Here is a 17,614-nt window from a genome sequence, read left to right as displayed (position 1 = left end):
AGGTTTCTTTTGCTTTTCGTTGGGTTCTGTATATGCGAATTTACCCTGTGTGTTATTTTTGCAATGGACTCAGGCTGTATTCAATCAATTAAGGTTTACTTCTGGCATTAAGATGTATCCGTTGCCTGTTTTTTAAGGGCACGGTTTGTGCCGGGAAATGAAAATCACATCTTAAGTTCTTCACTCAAAGGATTTGTGATGTTTATCACGTATGGTCCGGGTAACGTGTTGAGGTCAATGTATTGCATCGTGATGGTGTCGTTACATCTTTTACTTTCCTCCTGATTTGCATATTCACTCCCGGCAACCTGGTTGTTTGTTTTTTCTTCTTCCGGATTTATAGTGTAGGCATGAGGTGGCGTTTCAGGGCGACAGACTGTGAGGATAATCACTAACATTCATGCGCGTTATGGGCGTGTCAGCAAACTGGATGCAACAGAGCCGAAACTGAAATTTGAACCCGGATTTCTGTATGCTGAAATACCTTATATTAGCGGCATCCAGAATCGAAAACTGAGCCGATATGTACACTTTTATCTTATGGATAAAGCTATCCTGCAGGCCAGGGATTTAAAGCCTTTAGCCCGGGCATTTTTACGCTGGATAAGGTGGCTGGAGGATAACGGACTTGACCCTTTCACCCCGGGAACGTTGAAATACCAAAGCCCTACATATGGCTTCAGGGAGTATCTTCTGGGGGCCGTAAGGCAGGGGCGCATCGCCTCATCCACCGCGGCGGTGTACATCAGCGTTATCCGACGGTTTTACGTATTTCTGGGCAAGTGTGGTGAGCTGGCTGCCAGCTCATTTTTTACGTTGGTCGAAAAAGTCGTTGACGGGCGACGCAAGGTGATAAGTTCGGATCTTGCCATCAGGATAACCAGCACAACAAAAAGGACAATCAACCCACTGAATGATGCAGAGGTTCATATCCTGGATGAGGCACTGAAATCTGAGTCCGGGTTGTTCAGTTTAATGATTGTGCTGATGAAAAATTGTGGGCTACGGCTGGATGAAATGCTGACCCTGCCGTCGTCACTCTTTACTGAAGAGTACCTTGCCAGTGTCCCTGTATCTGAGTTGACCATCAGGGGGCTTCATATTGGTCCGAGATGCGGAGTTCATACGAAGTTTGGGATGACGCGAGAACTCTTCATCACCAGACGATTGTACGAGCAGGTTCTGGATTATCTGGCGGATGAGGAGTATGAAAAGAAGATCCAAAAATGGCGTGCACGACAGGGTGGGGAAGGGCGGCACGAGCCTTTATTTTTAATGGCAAACGGGAAACGGATGTCTGAAAAAGCCTTTTACTCCCGCTGGTACAGTTTTCGCCATCGCCTGGCCCGGTCTGCTCCGGGAAATGTGTTCAGACATAAACCCCATGATTTGCGGGCAACGTTTGCGACCCATTTTTTACGCTCGGCACTGAGTTGCTATCCCGATCAGGCCGCAAATGCGCTGGGTACAGTAAAATACTGGATGGGCCATAAAAGCGAAAATACGACGATGAAATACATCGTCTTTCTTCAGCAAAACCAGATTTCTGATGCAGTCGCCGGGGTCATGGACGCATTGATTGACGGTGCTGCAGGTCGCGATGGAGCCATATATGAGCCGGAGTGAAACGCAGATAACGTGGATGGCCGAAAATGTGCTGTCATGGGAGACGGTCAGCGGACACATCACTCAGCGGGATCTGAACCGATATTATTTACTTGACGTTTATCTTCAGGCTCATTTTTCAGATTATGTGTTGCTCCCCGGATGGTTTAGTGAACATTCGCATCTTGCCCGCCCTGAAAAACGCGATTTTATTGCCTCTCTGAAACGATTTCTTCTGTCTTACCGTCCCGCCGGAAGGTTAACCATTTTCCGTTATCTCAATATGTTTTTTATATGGCAGTCAGTCAATCAGTATGACTATGGCACGGCTGAAGGCGTTGAAATGTATATTAAACATCTCATGAACGATATTCGTCGGCGAAAAATTTCAGTCAGGATGGCAAGACACTACTTGTCCGTGGTCAACCGGTTTTTGCTTACGGGCGGGCAGATTCAGAGGCGGTATGAATATGAATTCTTACCGAAAGGAACGTATCAGCAGCAGGGAAGGGATAGCTATACCAGGAATGAACTTTCCGAGATCCTGAGGCAGTTGTCATCCATGAATGAGTTCCTTGCGGGATGTATCCGGGAGCATATCGCTAAATCGGAAAAAGGGGTGCGGCATTTCTCACCGTCTTTGCTGGCACCTGTTTATGAAGCGTATTTCCGGTATCCGGGAGAGAACGGGGTCAGCAGGGCAGAGATCATCATCAGGGACGTTCTGGAAAATTACTTTCTTACTTCTTTTTTTCTGTTCTGTTACCACACATGGGGAAACACCTCTCAGGTTCTGGGTCTGACGCGGGATGATATACATCTGGATGAAAAGGGTATCAGCACTGATTATGTTTATAAGGGGAGAGCGAATAAGTATATACGTCTGACGATAGGTAAATCGGAGTATGTGACCAAACGTGCGGGCTATTACTGGTTTCTGTCTTTTATCAGGCTCAGGGACGACATCGTTAACTATCTGGTTTCCGCAGATAACTTCCCTCCGGTACAGGCGCTGTTTCTGAGTGAGCCGCAGGTGAAATTCCGTAAGCTTTATTCTCTTAATCCCAGTCATCTGACTAAATTTTCTAACTCTGAGGGGGCGTGGGCCACGATGCGGCAGCTTAATCCCTCGCTTCCATCAATTACCGTTTCTGGCTTGCGCAAAACGTCTGAGCAGTATACGGACAGAACATTAAAGAATGGTCTGATTACGGCGGAAAAAGCACAGCATAACTGGGGCACTTACAGGCGGAATTATGCTGCAGGTAACCCACAGGGGGCGAAGGAAAACTTCAGTGCTGCACTTGATACGCTTATGAATCAGGGGATTGCGACACGTGCGTTATCCGAGCGGGTAAAAGTTGCTGATGAGCTGGGGATCGATCTGCGTGGAAGCGATGAGGGTGTGGATCTTTTATTGAATGGCCTGGGATGTCGATCGCAGGAGCCGCCTACAGATATTGAATTGCGCTTTATAAAAAAGCAAAAACGATTTGGCCGGACACCAAAGGCTTGTGCGGATTTTTCTCATTGTGTCGAATGTTCAAAAAGTTGCGTTGTGGAAACGCTGGAGTCTGTATGGCTCCTGCTGTCATTCAGGCATGCTATCGAGTATGGAAAACCGTTGTACATCGGTTCGGTCAATGCTGTGGAGCGTTATGAAACGTTACTCCTGAAGATTGATTTACGGCTTGGGCTGGTAGATGAGGCGACCCTGAAAAAAGCGCGCGTTAAACTTCAGCGAGAAGGTGTGGCTCCGGTATGGCAGATTTGAAGAAAAAAGAGGTAAGCCGTAGTCGAATGGCGGAGTTTCCTGCCGGAACGCCGCTTCGTTCAGGGGATGAGTTTCCGACTGAGGATATCATCTGTGAGGCACTAGAAAACAAAAGCTTTGAACGTCTGAATAACTGCCTGGTTATCGCCAGCTCAGATGAACATGATATGCGTTTTATCAATGAGGAGACGCTGAATATTTATTTCAGGGATGATGTCTGGACCAATCGCTATGTCAGAACCCATATTGGTGAAACGTTAAGAACCGTTAATTTTTCAGGCATACGGGATCCTGAACTGCGTCTTGAAGCCAAAATCATCTCAGCCAGCCTGCTCTGGATTGTCGGCAGGACCGCGAAGACGCAGTCACTGATCCGGAAATGTGCAAACATTGTGGCGGGAGCCCGTATTATTGAGTCTATGGGGTATCGCAGTCTGTTTCAGCTTCGTTTTCCGCTTGTCCGGAATGCTTTCATTGTAAAGATGAAGGAGGAGGATGAGCACGGCAGGAAGCGTTCTGAAAGAACATTACGTAATTACTTTATGGACCTGGCGGATATCTCGCTGACAGGTCATACCCGTCTTCGAAAATACGGTTACTTTCCTGATATTAGCTTCGACAGTTACAACAGTGTGGATGATTCAAACCAGACATATTGTATGCCTTTCAGTCTTATGATGTCTGTCTGGGAAGGGCTGATTACTGAACTGGATGCTGAAATCAGTGATTTCGATTTTGACGGGTTTTCCCGGCTGTGCGCTATCATAAACGGTTTTTATGATTCGCCTTACTATACGTCGATGCTGGAAGCCCGTAAAAGAGGGACAGCAAAAAGCATACCGGATTACCGGGCCGCGTATTACTACAATATTGTTGCCGGGGAAATTCGGGCGCTTTTCGCGACACTTGGCCCCGGGATGCAGGGCTGGTTCTCGGTACATAAAAATAAGCGCTGGAGATCTGATTTTATTGGCGTTGATCACATAAAGCTGAACACCTGGCATTTTGAGCTGACGTTAAAAGTCATGAATGTGATACAGGCCATGTCGGGGATGAGACACAGCGAAGTGCTTGGCGTGATGCACGGTTCACTGATTTATGATGGTGATATCCTGGGACTTCGTTCGGTGTTGCATAAGTTCGCCCCGGAAGGTGGAAGTCACGAAGACTGGGTTGTTTGTCGCTATGTGGAAAAGCCTTTTCAGCATTTACGCAGAATTAATCAAATCATGACAGGCCTGGACGGGAAGACGCTGGACAATGTTCCATTGTCTTTAAATATCAGGTCGTGGTTCTCGGAGCAAAAACTCTCTTTTATGGGGACGCAGCGCCAGACTGAGTGGGCAAAGAAATTTGTGAAAAGACACCATCTGTTCATCCGACGTGACCATATTGATGAGTTCAGGCTTTTAAATCCAAACATACGTGATGATGAACGCGTTGCGATGGAGATTCGGGAGGGGGCTTTCTGGCCATTGCGAACCCATCAGTTTCGCCGTTCACTTGCTGTACACCTCAGGCGTCTTGATCTGATTTCTACTAATGATCTTATCCGGCAGTTTAAGCACTTAATCAGAGGCATGACGGAGTGGTATATGTCCGGTGCACTCAACGCTTCGCATTTTAGCCGGGCGATCCCTCAGGCATTCGCTGCCGAGATTGAAAGGGTTGATACCGAACTCTCAGCTTCCAGGGCTGTTTCTTATCAGCATGAAGGCCTGCTTTATGGCGAAGGCGGGAAGTTACTGATGTCCCAGAGAGGTGGGCACTTACATCAGATGACGTTTCCTACACTGAAAAAAGCGATGAGCATGGCTAAACGAGGCGGGCAAAAACTGGTATCTCTTGGAAACGGTTTTTATTGCATGAATGGCCATGACTGCGAGTTTAAGGCGGTTGTTCAGTCAGCGTCCTGCAATCCGGGATGTGAGAACATGCTGGCCGGAGCTGATTCTGTTCCCGTGTGGAAACGCAGGATGGCTCATTATGACAACCTTCTGGAGATTGCCGTGCGAAATAATGCTCCTCAGGCTGACAGGGATTTTCTGATGCTTGAGAGAGATTTTTATGCAGATGCTGTCCGCTTTTTTGAAAAGGATGAATAGAGCATGACGAACGAACAGTCGGGGGTTAAAAAAACACAGGCAAGAGCAGAGCAGGCCCTGAGGGAACTGATGTTATCAGGGGAGCGTATCAGCCAGTATGCTGTGGAAAAACGAGCGGGGCTGGCAAACGGCACCCTGAATTATAACTGTCCTGAGTACAGGCAGGTCAGGGAGGCTATCCGCAGTCTGAAAAAAACGTGCCAGGGCACCGCGCCGGTTGATGAGCAGGGCATTGAGCAGCAGATCAAGCTGAAAGAAAAGTATCGCCGTCAGAGAAATGAGCTGAGGGAAGAAATCAAAAAGATGATGGCTGAAAATGTAGAGCTGTTACATAACCTTATACTTTTACAGCAGTATGTCAGGGAGCTTGAACGCAACACCGGGAGGGAGAAAGGGGACGTCATTCCGTTCTCGGGTGGTGTCAGGGACTGAGGCTATACTGAACGGAAGGACGCGAGGTGAATCGCCACGGGTTTAACAGACACCTCAGAGTCATTTAAGATGGCTTAAAGAGAGGTGCCCATGAGCGGTAAGCGTTATCCCGAAGAGTTTAAAATTGAAGCAGTCAAACAGGTTGTTGATCGCGGTTATTCTGTTGCCAGCGTTGCAACGCGTCTCGATATCACCACCCACAGCCTTTACGCCTGGATAAAGAACTACGGTCCGGATTCTTCCACTAATAAAGAACAGTCAGATGCTCAGGCCGAGATCCGCCGTCTTCAGAAAGAGCTGAAGCGGGTTACCGACGAACGGGACATATTAAAAAAAGCCGCGGCGTACTTCGCAAAGCTGTCCGACTGAGGTACGCCTTTATTCGTGACAACACCTGTTGCTGGCCTGTTCGCCTGCTCTGTCGGGTGCTGGATGAACATCCCAGTGGTTTTTACGCCTGGCTTCAGCAGCCGCATTCACAACGCCATCAGGCAGACCTGAGACTGACAGGACAGATTAAACAGTTCTGGCTGGAATCGGGATGCGTCTATGGTTATCGCAAAATCCATCTGGATCTGCGGGACAGCGGGCAACAGTGCGGAGTGAACAGAGTCTGGCGACTGATGAAACGTGTCGGGATAAAGGCTCAGGTCGGATACCGGAGCCCGAGGGCATGTAAAGGCGAGGCCAGTATCGTGTCGCCCAACAAGCTCCAGCGACAGTTCAATCCGGATGCTCCGGATGAGCGTTGGGTAATCACAGCGTGGTTTCCTCAAACCCTCGCTGTGAATTAACTGAAATACTTCATTGAAGCTGTAACCAAACAGTTAACTGAAACAATGAGCCCGCAGAGCATTGCACAGCGATGACACCATTTGTTGAGCTTCACCGTTTTCGCATACAACCGTCCGGGATTTGGAAAAGCACTGTCTTTTTGTACTGACCGATCATGATTAAGTGACACCTCTTCGAAAAAGAGAGCGCGATGAGCGATTAATATATGGCTCGAAAGACAATTATGTTGGGCTTTTATGACCGCTGTCAGAGGTATTATCTTACCCGGACGGCAACAGGGTCGGAATGTCATCAGCGGCACTGTAACAAGCTATCCGCCATCTTAAATATCTGCAGGTCCTTTCACCGAGTATGCACACCAACCGACAGAGTGATTTGACCCAAACTGGTGGATATTTTGCAAAACTATTAGCCTCTTATGACCGGTCTGCAGCCTGATATTGAGGAATTAGTGCGCTTTCATGGAATGCCTGCCGGGATCGCAAGTACGAACCCCCGGTACTGTTACACTGAATGTGCTCAGTCCTGTATCAGATTGTATTTTTCAGCAACTCAAGAACAACCCTTATTTTATCATTGTCACGTTTGTAGTACGTCCAGGGACCGATGCGCTGAGAAGTAACAAGTTGTGCCCGTTGAAGAGCTGAGAGGTAAAGAGAAACGGTAGACTGTGAGAGCCCGACCTTTTCCTGAATGATACTGACACACACACCGAACTCGTCCGCATCAGCATAAGGCTGATGGAAGTGTATTTTCGGTTCCTTGAGCATATACAGAATTTTTCTTCTAACAGGGTTTCCCAGCGCCTTAATCACGTCATTCAAATCAATATCAGGCATAAACTCTGTCACTTGTCGCATTGAGGAATTGCAATGTTACGATACTTCTCTACGTTAAGCATCAGCTTTTGAAAAGCTGATGCTCATAAGAATGGTTAGCCAAAGGCGGGATAATCTGTGTAGCCTTTTGCCGTTCCACCATACATGGTTGTTGGATCGACCGGATTCAGTGGCCATTCATGATAAAGGCGCTGCGGTAAATCCGGATTAGCTATGAACGGGCGGCCAAATCCGATAATGTCTCCCCAGCCAGCACCGATAATCCGTTCGGCTTTTTCTTGCGTATATCGCCCGGCATACATAATTACACCGCTGAATAATTTACGGACTTCAGCTCTGAATGCTTCAGGCAATTCGGGAGCATCATCCCAGTCGGCTTCAGCAAGAGAAATATAGGCTATTCCGATTTCTTCAAGAATTTTAACGGCTTCGGTATAGGTTTCATGGGGATCATCTTCCACCAGGCCAAGATAGACCCTTACTTCATCCGTGGTCTGAAAGAGCGGAGCAAAACGGACTCCCACACGGTCTTTACCGACCACATCAGCGACAGCCTGCGTCACTTCGCGCAGAAACCGCAGCCGGTTATGTAATGAGCCACCATATTCATCCTCTCTTTTGTTGCTATGGGATGACATGAACTGGTTAACCAGGTATCCATTTGCACAGTGAATTTCCACACCGTCAAAACCGGCATCAAGGGCGTTCTGAGCTGCCCCGGCGTACATCCTGACAATCTCACTAATTTCCTCTTTTTCCAGTGCGCGGGGGCAGGAAGCGGTAGCCAGCGCCCCCTCTCCCGGCCCGGTTTCGATGAATACCTTAACGTTTTCCCCTGCCGGTATCGCCGACGGAGCGACAGGCGAGGCGTTACCTGGCTGCAGGGAGTTATGGGATACTCTTCCGACATGCCAGAGCTGGGCAAAAATGATGCCTTCTTTTTCATGCACTGCCCGCGTCACTTTCTTCCAGCCTTCCACTTGCCGTGAGCTGTAGATCCCCGGGGTCCACGCATAACCCTGCCCACGAGGTTCGATTTGTGTTCCTTCGGTCACCATAAACCCGGCACTGCTGCGCTGTGCGTAATATTCAGCCATCAGTTCGTTCGGAATATCACCCGGTTGTGAGCTCCGTGAGCGGGTTAAAGGCGGAAGTACAACACGATTCTTCAGGGTGTAGGGACCTAGTCTGGTGGGAGAGAACAGGTTTTTCGTCTTCATTACATATCCTGATATAGCGAATTTTCAATATCACTGAAACGCCATGTCTCAGCATTTACGACCTGGCATGTCGTCGTTCGGCCGATGTAGCCGCAGAACCACGACACTTTATTCCACATATTGAGATTTACCAATATCTAGATTTATAAAAATTATGATCGGATGAGCGGAACGGGGGGTTGCCTGATGGCTCACAGAATCGGCATCATGAACCTAAATGGTTCTGATAATGTTATCGGAGATCCTGAACGGGAACGGTATGCGTCACGATTTTAATGACTATGTTGCATTCATGGCAGTAGCACAGGAGTGCAGTTTTTCACGGGCTGCTGTCCGCCTCGGGATTTCGGCATCCACGCTTTCACACACGATACGTCGTCTCGAGGAGCGCGTTGGCATGCCGTTACTTATGCGTACAACCAGGCGGGTGGCTGTCACCGAAGCCGGTAAACAATTATTACTGACGCTTGAACCCGGTCTTGCGCGCATTGAAGCGGGCGTGACAGCTCTTCAGAGACTGCGCCATACACCGGCTGGGCTGGTCAGACTTACGGTATCAGATCACATGATTCATGAATGTCTCTGGCCACGATTGTCACCGTTACTAAAAAAAATATTCGGATATCAAGGTGGAAATGTCGCAGCAGAACGGTTTTGTCGACATTGTTGAGGGCAATTTTGATGCCGGAGTCCGAATTGGTGATGACATATTAAAGGATATGGTGGCCGTCCGAATCGCACCGGACATACGGTTTGTCGTCATTGGATCGTCCACCTATCTTCCAGAAAGAGGTCTGCCGCTACATCCCTCTCAGCTGGAAAAACATGACTGCATCAATATACGTCTGTCACCCACAGGCCCGCTGTATGGCTGGGAATTTGTCAGGCAGGGGGAGAATATTGTGAAAAAAGTGGACGGGCAGCTTACTTTTTCAAGCATTTATCCAATGCTTCATGCAGTAAAAGATGGCTACGGCCTGGCCTACCTGCCGGAGTCTTCTGCCCTGGCGGGGATTGAGGCGGGACACTATTGTCGGGTGCTTGAGGACTGGTCAGAGGCTTTTCCCGCCGACATGATAATTCCAATAATGTCCATTACAGGCTCCGGTAAAGATAATACCGACACCTTACATGAGAAAGGCAAAAGCAATATAACCTGCTGTGCTCCGGATTTTAAGAATGAGCGGTTTACGTAGCAGGATGAGCAGTTCGAACCAGAAATTTCGTTACTATTGCTAAAGTAAAACCTGATGACCTCTAATCGTAACGGAGACCAATATGACTTCACAACTGAACTGGCAGGCCCCGGCTATCAATCGCAAAAAAGTAGGTGACATGACTGTGACCATGCTGAGTGATGGCTATCTGGACGTATCTTTTGAGCTGCTGTCTGGTATTGACGGCTCACGTGCCGAGGATTTACTGCAGAAGCGCGGTGTGCCAGCAGTACCCCGTATTAATATCAACGTCTACGTTATCCAGACGCCTGAGCGAACCATCCTGATTGACAGTGGTGCCGGAGGTATTAATGGCTGGGGCGGTCGGCTTCAGGTAGCCCTGGCCGCGGTAGGCATTGACCCGCTTCAGATTGATACCCTTCTCCTGACTCACGCGCATCCTGACCATATCGGCGGGCTTGCAGGCCCCCTGCAGACTCCCGTTTTCCGCAATGTTCAGCAGTTGTTTGTGCATGAGAAAGAACTCGCTTTCTGGCGTGATGAAACCATTTCCGCTGGCGCGCCTGACGCATTCAAGCCGTTCTTTGAAGTAGCAAGGAACGCCTTCAGCGCTTATGACGACAAACTGGTGCCATTCCGCGAGGAAGCGATTTTACCAGGTATTCAGACTGTACCGCTGTTCGGCCATACGCCAGGACATACCGGTTATCTGCTGGGTGATGAAAAAGAGTCGCTGCTCATCTGGGGTGATATTGTTCACTTCCCACACATTCAGGTTGCTCAGCCTGACGTTACTATCGCGTTCGACAGCGATCCTGCGGCGGCGGCGGCCATCCGTAGCAAAGTGCTTGACCGCGCAGCGAGCGATAACCTGGCTGTCAGTGGTATGCACTTCAACCTGCCTACTACCGGTAAGGTTATCCGTGAAGGTAACAGCTTCGCACTGAATTACGACCTGTGGTCACCCGCAGTCTGATCACCTTCCTTCCCGGTGCACACAATAGTGACCGGGAAGAGATCCCCTTTCATATCGCCCGACAAGAACCCACCTGCAATACTATGAATATCACTGCCTCACAAAAAAAATGGCTCATTACTCTTGCGCCCTGGCTTTTTGTATTCCTCTGGAGTCAGGGTTTGTCGCAGCCAAATTTACCGTGCAGTACAGCGCGCCGTTTCATCTTTTATTCCTGCGTGGCGCATTTTCCTGTCTGGTCCTTCTGCTGCTTACACTGGGGTTCAGGGCCCGTTTTCCGTCCGGCAGAGGAATGGTTCGCAACCTGATTGTCGGACTTTTCCTGCAGAGCTTCTTTCTGGGCGGATGCTTTTATGCCATCCATCGTGGCATGCCGTCAGGCATTGCGGCGCTCATCACCGGCCTGCAGCCGGTACTGACTGCAATACTGGTTTCACTCATGCACCGTCAGTCCCTGCATCCCCGGAAATGGCTGGGTATTGCGATTGGCTTTGCGGGCGTTTTCTTGGTGCTATCGCCAGGGCAGCATAGTTTTGCACTGGATCCTGTGGCTTTTGGGTCGGTCATGCTGGGGTTATTTGGCGTAACGATCGGAGCGCTTTATCAGCGCCGTGCTCAGGGAGATGGACATATCTTTGCGAACACGTTTTTACAGTACGTCACTTTGACAATATCGATGGGTGCAATTAGCCTGATGTTCGAATCTGCTCCGACGCAGTGGAGCTTATCATTTGCGCTGGGTCTGGGCTGGCTGGTTATTGGCGTATCGGTTCTGGCGATTATGTTGCTGATTTTTATGATACGAAGCGGTGAAGCAACCAAAGTCGCTACTTACTTTTACCTGGTTCCCATTCTCACGGCAGCTGAAGCGTGGTTGCTGTTTGGAGAGGCCATTACATTGCCTATGCTTGTGGGTATGGCAGTAACTATAATCGGCCTGATTTTTGTCATCCGGGAATAGACAACCGCACGCGTCGCTGTATGCTTTTGTATATGGCGACGTATAATAGCGGTCAAAGTCAAATTCCGGATGAATATGCAAACAGTCAGCTTTTCCGATTCTCCCGTTGATGATCTCCTCGCTGAGCTTCTTACCCTGGCACGCTCCCGTTTTCCACTTCCCTGCGATTGCCTTCGCGCAGAACAGACGCATCAGGTAAAGAAGTTCGAGGTGGAAGGTGCGACCCTTTCCTTCCCGCTGGAAGGAGAATTCCGGTATCGTGAAAATGAGAAATGGCACCGGGTGATCCCGGGCGAGATTATGGTCGTCCCGAATGCCCGTAGCATCGATATAGAATATGCCCCTTCAGAACAAAGTGGTGAGTTTGTCGCCCTGAGCGTGGTGCTCGCGGAGGAACAGCTTGAAGCAGCCAGGCTGTTACTTGCCGCACCACCACCACAGGACACCGGCAGCATCGCAGCCATTTCCGTATCAGCTCTTCTTTCACCCCTTAACCGCTGGACAGCCGCAATGCGGGAAGGGAAGCGTCCGCTTTCCCTGCACGCCATGGTTGAAGTGGTGCTCTGGCTTTATGGCATGGGATACCATGCTTTGCTGCGAGCCCGGCAGCCAAGTCTGGCCATGAAAATCCGTCAGATGGTAGCGGACAAACCGGCTCATCCCTGGAGTGCTGCTGAAATTGAAGATCTGACGGGACTCAGTGGCCCCACGCTTCGGCGCCACCTGGCCAGTGAGTCAACCAGCTTACGCTCAGTTATCGCCGATGCACGTATCGCGGAGGCTCTCCGCCTGCTGATGACATCGACGCTGCCGGTAAAAACGGTCGCGGGGCGGGTGGGTTACAATTCAGTATCGAGCTTCAGCAGGCAGTTTTCTGAACGCTATGGAATCGAACCTTCAGGGTTCCGCTGACTTCAGTTCGTTCAAGGTACACATTGCGTCCCTCGCACTTCAGTAACTTGCGTGGATCTTTCGAATATAACGGAAGATATTGGCCGGCATTGCGTGTAACCGGTTCAGGAGTTCTCATCGTGACGGGAGAGCTAAATCGGTACGGCTGTTGTTCTCAGCTATAAGAACAACTGAGTATCTGACCAGCTGTCTGGTGCTGGCAGCAGCATGCAGTGCAATCGGTCAGGCTCAAAGGAACTGACCTGATGTCAGGTTATAATTTCGGACACATCATAACCCCAGAAGGAGACAACTGTGGTTCATGTTTTCATTATCGGTGGTGCAGGCAAAATCGGCCAGCGTCTGTGCAGGATCCTTTCAGGAAGGGGGCATGCTGTTCGTGCCCTCTACCGTAAGCCAGAGCAGCAGGCATTGCTAGGCGAGCTGGGTGCTGAGCCCGTCAGTGGGAGCCTGACAGAGCTGGATGCAGCTGCGCTGGCGATGCACTTTGCAGGTAGTGATACAGTGGTGTTTACTGCCGGTGCCGGCGGTAAGGGGGGGCAGGAGATGACCAATGCGGTCGACGGCGAAGGGCTGAAAAAGTCGGTAGCTGCCGCCCTCAGTGCCGGTGTGTCTCGCTTTCTGCTCGTTTCTGCATTCCCGGAGTCCGCACGGGGAGAAACCACTTCTGAATCATTCGAAAATTATATGCGTGTTAAAAAAATGGCCGATGTGGAACTAGCACAAAGCGAGCTTGACTGGGTGATCCTGCGCCCCGGCGCGCTGCAGGATAAGACTGGTACGGGTTATGTACGTGCCGGCCTGGCCATCCCGTATGGTAACGTGCCCCGTGATGACGTGGCGGCTACGCTGGCTGAACTCATTGAGCAACCTGCCGTCAGCCGCGTCATCATTGAGCTGACGTCTGGCGATGCTCCTGTCCGTGAAGCCATACAGAAGCTGGCGGGCCGATAAAAGGCAGCGCACGTACCAGCAGGCTGCAGGCCCCCAGGCGTTTACAATAAACTTTCCAGCCAGTCGGTAAACGCCCGTACTTTTCGGGAGAGATGGCGGTGCGGATACAGAAGTTACAGTTTGCGATTCGGGGACGGATTATCTGGCAGAACCTCTACCAACAGCCCGCGATCGAGATAAGGCTGCAAAAAAATATTCATGCCCTGTAGTATTCCCAGCCCCGCCAGGCCTGCTGCAATGTAGGCTTCTGAGTTATCCACGACAAGCCTGCCTGGAAGTTCAATTTCGGTGGAGCCCTCTGACGTCCCGAATGTCCAGGGCATAACTTGTCTGTTGCTGCTGTTAATCCAGTTGACGGCCTGATGCTGCTGCAACTCGTCCATTGTTTCCGGGGTGCCGTGTTGATCAAGATACGCAGGACTGGCGCAGGTCGTCATTTTAACGGTTCCCACCTTCTTTGCGATATAGTCGCCATCGTCCAGCTCCCCTACCCTCAGTATGCAGTCCAGGCCATCATGCAGCATATTCCGTCGGCGGTCTGAGCTGCTCAGGATAATTTCAATTCCGGGATGCTGGCGATAAAAATCAGGCAGGTTGGGTATAACAAGTAAAGCCGCAAACGCGACAGGCATATCTATGAGCGAATAGCGGACGTCAAAATGATAGCGACAGGAAAGTTCTGCCATATTAAACATAACAACCCTTGGGCGCGCCGCCGCAGGCGCCCTCAGCACGTTTCTGCGGCCTCCCGCCTGTTTCCGGCACCTTTCCTGCCCCAACCCCTGAAAAACGCCCCTGATGATTTCTGCGCGTCTGCATGGCTATGCAGTGAGATCTGCTCTCCACCGATTAGTGCATGCAGATTTTGGAAACGTCCAATTCTGGCACGAAGCGGTCACCCCGGCGGGGTGCAGTCCGCTGTCAGCGAAAACGGACATTGAGCCAATCAAATAATCTGTGCCAGAATTTGTCATTGAGGCTAGTACTTTCGAGTAGATCTATTTCCCGCCCGTACTCTTAAACTCATCTATCTCATCCTTCTACGACTTATTACCGGGAATATAAAACCCCGCCGAAGCGGGTTTGGTAATTTGAGTTTTTCTCAGGCGGCCATCTTTCTGCATTGTTCGGCGCAGTGATGACAAGCGCTTGAGCAATCCTGACAATGGTCATGTTCATGCTTTCCACACTCGTCACCGCACTTCTGACAAACATCAGCGCAAAGACGGCAAAGATCCTGGGCAGACCCGCTATTTAGTGTCATGAATTGAGCTGCAAGACGGCAGATATTTGCACACTGCATATCCAGTTTTATGCACTCGCGCATCATCTCCAGATTCTCTTCGTCGAGACACGAAGCCGCACAGTTATCACATGCCGTTGCACATAGATAACAGGCTTCGATGCATTTTTTGTATTCGTCTAACATAATTTCTCCTTAGCTAAGGTTACGTATTAAGCATGGAAGAGATAACTGATTATTCAAATTTTGAATTAGTTAATAACCTTTTCAGCATTTCATATCATTGATTCAAAGTGCATCTCTAGGGTTACCTAATTCACCTATGTCTACTTCTGGCACAATGCAGAAATGAGATAGATTTACTTTATCCGCTTCTCGCTCAAAGCTGTCCGTAATCCCCTGCCTGCTTAAAAAAACCGGATTAACGTGTGATGTTTTTACGTTTTCCAGGCAGCCTTCATCGGTAAGTACCTGTCTTACAGACTTCAATGCACTTAGTTAAGAAACATCCTAATCGTCCTTTCGCCGATCGCGAGATCTGTTATGGCAGCTAAACTCGATTGATACCCCAATCCGCCGGGCAGCATTTCCTTTCCGCACGCAAGAAGGAGAAGATCATGAAAGCAGTAATTTACAACGGTCCTTATGATGTAAAAGTAAAAGACGTACCGGATGCGAAAATTGTCCGCCCCACGGATGTACTCGTCCGCATCACCACCACCAACATTTGTGGGTCGGACTTGCACATGTATGAGGGCCGGACCAGCTTTGAACAGGGACGGATTCTGGGTCACGAAAACCTGGGTGAAGTGGTCGAAATTGGCTCAGGCGTTGAACGTATTAAGGTGGGCGACTATGTTTGTCTGCCGTTTAACGTGGGATGTGGTTTTTGCGAAAACTGTGAAAAAGGTCTGACCGGCTTTTGTCTCACTACCAATCCGGGTTCGGCAGGCGCAGCTTATGGTTTTGCTGAAATGGGTCCCTGGGAGGGGGGGCAGGCGGAACTGCTTCGGGTGCCATTTGCCGACTTTAACTGCCTTGTTCTTCCCCCTGATGCGGCAGAAAAAGAAGATGATTATGTGATGCTCTCTGACATTTTTCCTACCGGCTGGCATGCAACAGAACTTGCCGGATTGAAGCCTGGTGAAAGCGTGGCCATTTATGGCGCGGGGCCGGTCGGTTTGATGGCAGCTCATTCGGCGATCATTAAAGGTGCTTCACAGGTGTTTGTGGTTGATACGCACACAGACCGGTTGGCTCTGGCTGAAAAAATGGGGGCGACGGGCATCAATGCTACTGGCGATGAAGCTGTACAAAAAATTCTCGACCTGACGGATGGACGCGGTACGGATTGTGGCTGCGAATGTGTTGGCTATCAGTGCTGTAACAAACATGGCCATGAAGATAACTCTGTCACCATGAACAGTCTTGTTGCGTCGACGAAAGCAACCGGGGGAATTGGTGTGGTTGGCGTCTTTATTCCTCAGGATCCGGGGGCTGAATCGGAGCTTGCCAGAGAGGGTAAGATGCCATTTGATTTTGGGAGTTTCTGGTTTAAAGGACAGGCAATCCGTACCGGCCAGGCGAACGTTAAGGCCTATAACCGTCAGCTGTCTCGCCTCATCCATCACGATAAAGCCAGTCCGGGCAAAATAATTTCTCATCGTCTTTCGCTTGAAGAGGCTCCTGCCGGATATAAGCACTTCGATGAGCGGGATGAAGGATGGACGAAGGTTATCCTTAAGCCTTAAATAGAGTTATCCGGTATGAGAAAGCAAAAACCGGGAAAGAATGTATGACTTTTGACAGGGTGCAATAAAATATCCTGTCAGGGCGTTATTATTCATACTTTCAGCTGCCAGGTGATGCTGCCAACTTACTGATTTAGTGTATGATGGTGTTTTTGAGGTGCTCCAGTGGCTTCTGTTTCTATCAGCTGTCCCTCCTGTTCAGCTACTGACGGGGTGGTGCGTAACGGCAAAAGCACCGCCGGACATCAGCGCTATCTCTGCTCTCACTGCCGTAAAACATGGCAACTGCAGTTCACTTACACCGCTTCTCAACCCGGTACGCACCAGAAAATCATTGATATGGCCATGAATGGCGTTGGATGCCGGGCAACCGCCCGCATTATGGGCGTTGGCCTCAACACGATTTTACGTCACTTAAAAAACTCAGGCCGCAGTCGGTAACCTCGCGCATACAGCCGGGCAGTGACGTCATCGTCTGCGCGGAAATGGACGAACAGTGGGGATACGTCGGGGCTAAATCGCGCCAGCGCTGGCTGTTTTACGCGTATGACAGGCTCCGGAAGACGGTTTGCGCACGTATTCGGTGAACGCACTATGGCGACGCTGGGGCGTCTTATGAGCCTGCTGTCACCCTTTGACGTGGTGATATGGATGACGGATGGCTGGCCGCTGTATGAATCCCGCCTGAAGGGAAAGCTGCACGTAATCAGCAAGCGATATACGCAGCGAATTGAGCGGCATAACCTGAATCTGAGGCAGCACCTGGCACGGCTGGGACGGAAGTCGCTGTCGCTCACAAAATCGGTGGAGCTGCATGACAAAGTCATCGGGCATTATCTGAACATAAAACACTATCAATAAGTTGGAGT

The 17,614-nt window shown here is 49.9% G+C and carries 15 protein-coding genes and 3 pseudogenes; 14 read left to right on the top strand and 4 right to left on the bottom strand.

Annotated features, from left to right (window positions below):
• The first annotated feature begins 378 nt into the window (after positions 1 to 378).
• The 5 genes and pseudogenes from ACQG1Y_RS20000 to ACQG1Y_RS19980 all read left to right on the top strand — a co-directional run.
• Complete coding sequence (locus tag ACQG1Y_RS20000; protein WP_007897923.1) at positions 379 to 1,626, top strand: tyrosine-type recombinase/integrase; 1,248 nt, start codon at positions 379 to 381, stop codon at positions 1,624 to 1,626.
• On the top strand, positions 1,613 to 3,379 hold the full coding sequence (locus ACQG1Y_RS19995) for a hypothetical protein (protein WP_007897920.1): 1,767 nt from the start codon (positions 1,613 to 1,615) through the stop codon (positions 3,377 to 3,379). Before ACQG1Y_RS20000 ends, ACQG1Y_RS19995 begins: the two co-directional genes overlap by 14 nt.
• On the top strand, positions 3,367 to 5,484 hold the full coding sequence (locus ACQG1Y_RS19990) for a hypothetical protein (protein ID WP_017384059.1): 2,118 nt from the start codon (positions 3,367 to 3,369) through the stop codon (positions 5,482 to 5,484). Before ACQG1Y_RS19995 ends, ACQG1Y_RS19990 begins: the two co-directional genes overlap by 13 nt.
• A 3-nt stretch (positions 5,485 to 5,487) precedes the next feature.
• Positions 5,488 to 5,916, top strand: coding sequence for a hypothetical protein (locus ACQG1Y_RS19985; RefSeq protein ID WP_017384060.1), 429 nt, complete (start codon positions 5,488 to 5,490; stop codon positions 5,914 to 5,916).
• 90 nt (positions 5,917 to 6,006) lie between these two features.
• Positions 6,007 to 6,695: pseudogene (locus ACQG1Y_RS19980) on the top strand (IS3 family transposase); the annotation flags it as partial.
• Positions 6,696 to 7,241: 546 nt separating this feature from the next.
• Here ACQG1Y_RS19980 and ACQG1Y_RS19975 read toward each other — a convergent pair.
• Both ACQG1Y_RS19975 and ACQG1Y_RS19970 read right to left on the bottom strand, forming a co-directional pair.
• Positions 7,242 to 7,550 (bottom strand): ArsR/SmtB family transcription factor, encoded by a 309-nt coding sequence (locus tag ACQG1Y_RS19975; RefSeq protein ID WP_032622084.1) that lies wholly within the window; start codon positions 7,548 to 7,550, stop codon positions 7,242 to 7,244.
• A 95-nt stretch (positions 7,551 to 7,645) separates the two neighbouring features.
• Positions 7,646 to 8,770 carry an alkene reductase gene (locus tag ACQG1Y_RS19970; protein WP_017384063.1) on the bottom strand — a complete coding sequence of 375 codons (1,125 nt, stop codon included), beginning with the start codon at positions 8,768 to 8,770 and terminating at the stop codon, positions 7,646 to 7,648.
• A gap of 259 nt (positions 8,771 to 9,029) precedes the next feature.
• Here ACQG1Y_RS19970 and ACQG1Y_RS19965 point away from each other — a divergent pair, with 259 nt between their 5' ends.
• The 6 genes from ACQG1Y_RS19965 (at position 9,030) to ACQG1Y_RS19940 (ending at position 13,751) form a co-directional block, all read left to right on the top strand.
• Complete coding sequence (locus tag ACQG1Y_RS19965) at positions 9,030 to 9,440, top strand: LysR family transcriptional regulator (protein WP_157698488.1); 411 nt, start codon at positions 9,030 to 9,032, stop codon at positions 9,438 to 9,440.
• Positions 9,406 to 9,966 carry a LysR substrate-binding domain-containing protein gene (locus ACQG1Y_RS19960; RefSeq protein WP_023295442.1) on the top strand — a complete coding sequence of 187 codons (561 nt, stop codon included), beginning with the start codon at positions 9,406 to 9,408 and terminating at the stop codon, positions 9,964 to 9,966. Before ACQG1Y_RS19965 ends, ACQG1Y_RS19960 begins: the two co-directional genes overlap by 35 nt.
• An 82-nt stretch (positions 9,967 to 10,048) precedes the next feature.
• Positions 10,049 to 10,924, top strand: coding sequence for an MBL fold metallo-hydrolase (locus ACQG1Y_RS19955; RefSeq protein WP_023295441.1), 876 nt, complete (start codon positions 10,049 to 10,051; stop codon positions 10,922 to 10,924).
• A 109-nt stretch (positions 10,925 to 11,033) separates the two neighbouring features.
• Entirely contained in the window at positions 11,034 to 11,885 is an 852-nt protein-coding gene (locus ACQG1Y_RS19950; protein WP_007897905.1) for a DMT family transporter, read from the top strand.
• Between the two features lie 75 nt (positions 11,886 to 11,960).
• Positions 11,961 to 12,797 carry a helix-turn-helix transcriptional regulator gene (locus ACQG1Y_RS19945; RefSeq protein WP_017384067.1) on the top strand — a complete coding sequence of 279 codons (837 nt, stop codon included), beginning with the start codon at positions 11,961 to 11,963 and terminating at the stop codon, positions 12,795 to 12,797.
• A 294-nt stretch (positions 12,798 to 13,091) separates the two neighbouring features.
• Positions 13,092 to 13,751, top strand: coding sequence for an SDR family oxidoreductase (locus ACQG1Y_RS19940; protein WP_007897903.1), 660 nt, complete (start codon positions 13,092 to 13,094; stop codon positions 13,749 to 13,751).
• Positions 13,752 to 13,792: 41 nt separating this feature from the next.
• On the opposite strand, the pseudogene ACQG1Y_RS19935 reads toward ACQG1Y_RS19940, so the two are convergent.
• Together ACQG1Y_RS19935 and ACQG1Y_RS19930 are read right to left on the bottom strand one after the other, a co-directional pair.
• A pseudogene (locus tag ACQG1Y_RS19935) lies at positions 13,793 to 14,389 on the bottom strand (LysR substrate-binding domain-containing protein); the annotation flags it as partial.
• Positions 14,390 to 14,853: 464 nt separating this feature from the next.
• Positions 14,854 to 15,180: a four-helix bundle copper-binding protein gene (locus ACQG1Y_RS19930; protein WP_022649401.1), complete on the bottom strand. Its 327-nt coding sequence runs from the start codon at positions 15,178 to 15,180 to the stop codon at positions 14,854 to 14,856.
• 431 nt (positions 15,181 to 15,611) lie between these two features.
• Between ACQG1Y_RS19930 and ACQG1Y_RS19925 the strand changes: the two genes are divergently transcribed.
• The 3 genes and pseudogenes from ACQG1Y_RS19925 (at position 15,612) to ACQG1Y_RS19915 (ending at position 17,606) form a co-directional block, all read left to right on the top strand.
• The gene (locus ACQG1Y_RS19925) at positions 15,612 to 16,745 is read left to right on the top strand and encodes a glutathione-independent formaldehyde dehydrogenase (protein ID WP_017384068.1); all 1,134 of its coding nucleotides are present in this window, start codon (positions 15,612 to 15,614) and stop codon (positions 16,743 to 16,745) included.
• A gap of 165 nt (positions 16,746 to 16,910) precedes the next feature.
• A complete protein-coding gene (locus ACQG1Y_RS19920) occupies positions 16,911 to 17,186 on the top strand; it encodes an IS1-like element transposase (protein ID WP_000179213.1) in 276 nt (91 codons plus the stop codon).
• A pseudogene (locus tag ACQG1Y_RS19915) lies at positions 17,105 to 17,606 on the top strand (IS1 family transposase). The gene ACQG1Y_RS19920 and the pseudogene ACQG1Y_RS19915 overlap by 82 nt, the downstream one beginning before the upstream one ends.
• Positions 17,607 to 17,614: the final 8 nt, after the last annotated feature.

Source organism: Enterobacter cloacae complex sp. 397G4, from assembly GCF_050031515.1.
In the GTDB taxonomy this organism is placed as follows: Bacteria; Pseudomonadota; Gammaproteobacteria; order Enterobacterales; family Enterobacteriaceae; genus Enterobacter; species Enterobacter hormaechei_C.
The sequence above is the reverse complement of the archived record's forward strand: the minus strand, read 5'-3'. Positions and strand labels throughout refer to the sequence as shown.

Bases quoted from the DNA above. Each gene is read 5' to 3' on its own strand.
- ACQG1Y_RS19995 (WP_007897920.1), top strand. From the start codon at position 1,613: ATGAGCCGGAGTGAAACGCAGATAACGTGGATGGCCGAAAATGTGCTG.
- ACQG1Y_RS19990 (WP_017384059.1), top strand. From the start codon at position 3,367: ATGGCAGATTTGAAGAAAAAAGAGGTAAGCCGTAGTCGAATGGCGGAG.
- ACQG1Y_RS19985 (WP_017384060.1), top strand. From the start codon at position 5,488: ATGACGAACGAACAGTCGGGGGTTAAAAAAACACAGGCAAGAGCAGAG.
- ACQG1Y_RS19975 (WP_032622084.1), bottom strand. From the start codon at position 7,550: ATGCCTGATATTGATTTGAATGACGTGATTAAGGCGCTGGGAAACCCT.
- ACQG1Y_RS19970 (WP_017384063.1), bottom strand. From the start codon at position 8,770: ATGAAGACGAAAAACCTGTTCTCTCCCACCAGACTAGGTCCCTACACC.
- ACQG1Y_RS19965 (WP_157698488.1), top strand. From the start codon at position 9,030: ATGCGTCACGATTTTAATGACTATGTTGCATTCATGGCAGTAGCACAG.
- ACQG1Y_RS19960 (WP_023295442.1), top strand. From the start codon at position 9,406: ATGTCGCAGCAGAACGGTTTTGTCGACATTGTTGAGGGCAATTTTGAT.
- ACQG1Y_RS19955 (WP_023295441.1), top strand. From the start codon at position 10,049: ATGACTTCACAACTGAACTGGCAGGCCCCGGCTATCAATCGCAAAAAA.
- ACQG1Y_RS19950 (WP_007897905.1), top strand. From the start codon at position 11,034: ATGGCTCATTACTCTTGCGCCCTGGCTTTTTGTATTCCTCTGGAGTCA.
- ACQG1Y_RS19945 (WP_017384067.1), top strand. From the start codon at position 11,961: ATGCAAACAGTCAGCTTTTCCGATTCTCCCGTTGATGATCTCCTCGCT.
- ACQG1Y_RS19930 (WP_022649401.1), bottom strand. From the start codon at position 15,180: ATGTTAGACGAATACAAAAAATGCATCGAAGCCTGTTATCTATGTGCA.
- ACQG1Y_RS19925 (WP_017384068.1), top strand. From the start codon at position 15,612: ATGAAAGCAGTAATTTACAACGGTCCTTATGATGTAAAAGTAAAAGAC.